Source organism: Euzebya sp. (assembly GCF_964222135.1).
Taxonomy (GTDB): domain Bacteria; phylum Actinomycetota; class Nitriliruptoria; order Euzebyales; family Euzebyaceae; genus Euzebya.
In genome coordinates this window covers 1-3551 of record NZ_CAXQBR010000008.1, presented here as the reverse complement: position 1 = coordinate 3551, position 3551 = coordinate 1, and the positions used below count along the sequence as shown (strand labels likewise).

The following is a 3551-nucleotide window of genomic DNA, read 5'->3' as shown; positions in this document are numbered from 1 at the left end:
GCTGAGAGGGCCGGGTCGGCGGGAGGGCTATCACACCGCCAGCCGATCCTCCAGCCACATCGACAGCCCCCCGAGACGCACGTGCGGCAGCGCGGACAGCGGGCGGAGCTCGACGGTCACCGCCTGTGCGGTCGCGAGCAGGTCGGGCACCGTCGCCGACACCCAGGCCTCGAACGGCCATCCCCCGCTGCACCGCGCCACGTTGAGCGCCGCCACAACCGTCTCGCGGTGGTCGTGGATCGGGGCGGCGACCGACTGGATGCCGGCGGACAGGTGCTGATCGGTGGCCGCCCACCCCCGGCGACGCACCTCGTCGAGGACCTGCTCGCGCTCCGCGCGGTCGGGTGCCCACCGCGGTGCGACCGGAGACCGGCTGGGCGCGGCGAGGACCTCGTCGACCTCGTCGGGGTCGAGCGCGGCGAGCAGGACCTTGCCGAGCGAGGTGGCCAGCGCCGGCAGGACCGTCCCGACCTCCGCGTCCGGGGCGACGATCCGCGAGGTCGAGATCCTGGCGACGTACAACACGTCGGCCCGCTCGAGCCGTGCCATCGAGGTCGAGGCCTGCGTGCGGTCCGCGAGGGCGCGCAGGTGCGGGCCGACCACCTCGTCGAGCGGGAGGGACTGCACGTGCGCGCAGCCGAGGTCGAGCACCGCCGGGGTCAGGGCGACCCCGCCACGGCCGACGCGGACGTGCCCGGTGCGCTCGAGGGTCGACAGCACCCTCCGGACGCTGCGGACCGGCAGCCCGACCACCGACGCGACGTCGGCGGCGGTGGCGACGTCGGGCTCCGCGACGGCCCGGAGGACGTCGAACGCGCGCGCCAGGACCTCGACGAAGTCGGGTGGGGGGTCCTCGGGTGGCACGACACCATCCTGCCGCCGCGCGGTGGATGGACACGGAGGCCCCGGACGCCGCAGGATCGCTCGGCATGGACATCGATTCACGGATCACGCTCCAGAAGCTCGAGGTCCTCTCCGCGGTCGTCCGCCACGGCGGGGTGGGTCGGGCGGCAGACGCGCTCGTCGTGACCCAGCCCGTGGTGAGCTCCCACCTCCGCTCGCTGTCCGATCGGGTCGGGGTCGAGCTGTTCTACCGGGAGGGCCGGTTCCTCCGCCTGACGGAGGCCGGCGAGGCGGTCCACCGCTGGGCCGAGGACGTCCTGACCCGGACCCGTGAGCTCGACCGGCACCTGTCCGGCCTGTCCGACGGCCACCGGGGTGTCGTCCACATCGGGGCGACCAAGACGCTGGGGAGCTACGTCCTGCCGGAGCTGCTCGCCGAGATGCGGCGTCGCCACCCGGCCATGGAGGTCGTCCTGGCCGTGGCCGACACCGAGGGGGTGGTCGACGCCACCCGCGCGGGCGAGCTCGACCTCGCGGTGGCTGTGACCTCCCCCCGGGCGCAGTACCCAGACCTGGCGGTCCGGCAGCTGGGCAGTGCGGAGATCGTGGTGGTCGCCGCACCCGGCCTGGTGCCCTCGGGTCGCGTGACCGTCGAGGAGCTCGCCCGGCTGCCGTTCGTCGAGCCGGAGGGCGACACGCGGCGGACCTACGTGGAGGACCAGCTGCGCGCGGCCGGGGTCGGGGAGCGGACCGTCGCCATGCGGCTGGGGCACCCCGAGGCGATGAAGCGCGCCGCGTCCGCCGGGCTGGGCGTGACCCTGCTCTTCCGGCGCGCGGTCCTCGACGAGCTCGCAACCGGTGCGCTCGTCGAGCTGGCGGTGGACGGGCTGTCGATCGCCGCGCCGATCTCGCTGCTGTCGCGACCGTCGAAGACCTTCTCACCGCTGCACGCCGAGCTCATCGAGATGATCGAGGCCGCGCTGTGAGCGCATCCAGCTCCTGCAGGGTCAACCGGCGCGCAGCCAACGGCCCGCCCCGTCACCGGTCGCGCGACGTCACCGGAGCACCCACCCCACGACCGTGATGGCGCCGACCCACCACACGACGCCCATCACGAGCAGGGCTGTCCACCACGCACCGCGGCTCACGGCGGCCATCATCCCCCTCTGGCGGCCCGTCCAGTCGCGACCTCGACGCATTCGATCATCACCCTCGACATCACTTTGGGTGACATCGATCACACGTAGTGCACCGGTCCGTGATCAGCCTCTCCGGACCCCCTTACCGTCCGTCATCTGAGCGAACGAACCGTCGCACACCCGTGCGCGGCCTGAGGCGGATCGAGGGAGCACGTCGCCACGTCATCGCGACGTTGCTGGCGCTGATCGCGGGGGTGCTGGCGGCGGTGCCGTCGGCAGCCCAGGACGAGGGGGCGACGCTGGTCGACTTCGACATCGTCGAGGGAGACGTCAGCGTCGGGGTGCAGACCTCGATCATGGCGTCGCGGGCGGCGTTCGACGCCGCGGACACGGTGCTGCTGGCGACGTCTGCGGACGGGGCGGACGCGTTGGCGTCCGGTGTGCTGCAGGACGAGTCGCCGTTGTTGTACGTCGACCCGGCCGAGGGGGTGACGGCTGATCACACCGCCGAGCTCGAGCGCCTCGGCGCGGAGACCGTCGTGATCATCGGTGGTGAGGCCGCGGTGTCCGCTGACGTCGAGGCCGCCATCAGCGACGCGGGCTACACCGTCGAGCGGCTGGCCGGTCCGGCGCGGATCGAGACGGCGAACGCCGTGGCCGCTTACGAGGACACCCTGGAGGCTGACACCGCGGTGCACGTGTCGCGGGCGTTCGGGACCGAGGACAACCCCGACACCGCCTTCGCCGACGCCGCCGGGCTGGGGGCGTGGGCGGCGGACTCCGGGGTGGTCACCGTGTTGACCCAGACCGACGCGGTCCCCGCCGCCACCGGCGACGTCTATGAGGCCAACCCGCAGGTCACCACGTCGGTGGCGATCGGTGGCGAGGCCGCGGTGTCCGACGACGTCCTCTCGACCCTCTCCGAGGAGTACGGCCAGGACACCGCCACCCGTGTGTTCTCTGAGGCGTCGTGTTCGTCGACGGGTTCGCCGAGGACTTCTTCATCGACGCCTACGCCGCCTCCGGCCTCGCCGGCACCAACGACTACGCGGTGCTGTTGACCAACGGTGAGGACCTCACCCCCGAGACCGCCGCCTGGCTGGACGCCGCCGCGTTCGCCCAGGAGGGCGGCGTTGACGTCTACTGCATGCCCAAGGTCACCGAGGCCGCCTGTGAGGCCGGCGTCACCGCCACCGGCGGGGACCCCGCTGACCTGCAGACCGTCACGATCGAGGACGGTCTCGGCCCCGTCGAGCAGGACATCGCCGCCGTCGACATCACCGACGCGCCCGCGACGGTCACGACCGGCAGCGACTTCGACCTCGAGGTCACCGTCACCGACGCCGACGACGAGGGCATCGCCGAGCAGGCCGTGACCCTGTCGACCGACCCCGACTCCGACCTGGACGACGAGGTCGCGATCACCGATGCCGACGGTGTCGCCGTCTTCACCGACCTGACCTTCACCGAGGCCGGTGAGTACGACGTCACCGCCACCGCAGGCGAGGTCTCTGACACCGTCACGATCACCGCAACCGCCCCCACCGACGGCGGTGGCGGTGGCGTCGC

The 3551-nt window shown here is 72.8% G+C and carries 4 protein-coding genes; 3 read left to right on the top strand and 1 reads right to left on the bottom strand.

Going from position 1 to position 3551, the window contains the following annotated elements:
- Positions 1-30: 30 nt before the first annotated feature.
- On the bottom strand, positions 31-864 hold the full coding sequence (locus ACEQ2X_RS03060; protein WP_370324296.1) for an IclR family transcriptional regulator: 834 nt from the start codon (positions 862-864) through the stop codon (positions 31-33).
- Between the two features lie 65 nt (positions 865-929).
- Between ACEQ2X_RS03060 and ACEQ2X_RS03055 the strand changes: the two genes are divergently transcribed.
- The 3 genes from ACEQ2X_RS03055 to ACEQ2X_RS03045 all read left to right on the top strand — a co-directional run.
- Positions 930-1829 (top strand): LysR family transcriptional regulator, encoded by a 900-nt coding sequence (locus tag ACEQ2X_RS03055; protein WP_370324295.1) that lies wholly within the window; start codon positions 930-932, stop codon positions 1827-1829.
- 335 nt (positions 1830-2164) lie between these two features.
- Positions 2165-3043 carry a cell wall-binding repeat-containing protein gene (locus ACEQ2X_RS03050; RefSeq protein ID WP_370324294.1) on the top strand — a complete coding sequence of 293 codons (879 nt, stop codon included), beginning with the start codon at positions 2165-2167 and terminating at the stop codon, positions 3041-3043.
- Positions 2953-3551: Ig-like domain-containing protein (locus ACEQ2X_RS03045; RefSeq protein WP_370324293.1), on the top strand; the 599-nt coding region annotated here is incomplete at its 3' end. The genes ACEQ2X_RS03050 and ACEQ2X_RS03045, both read left to right, overlap by 91 nt.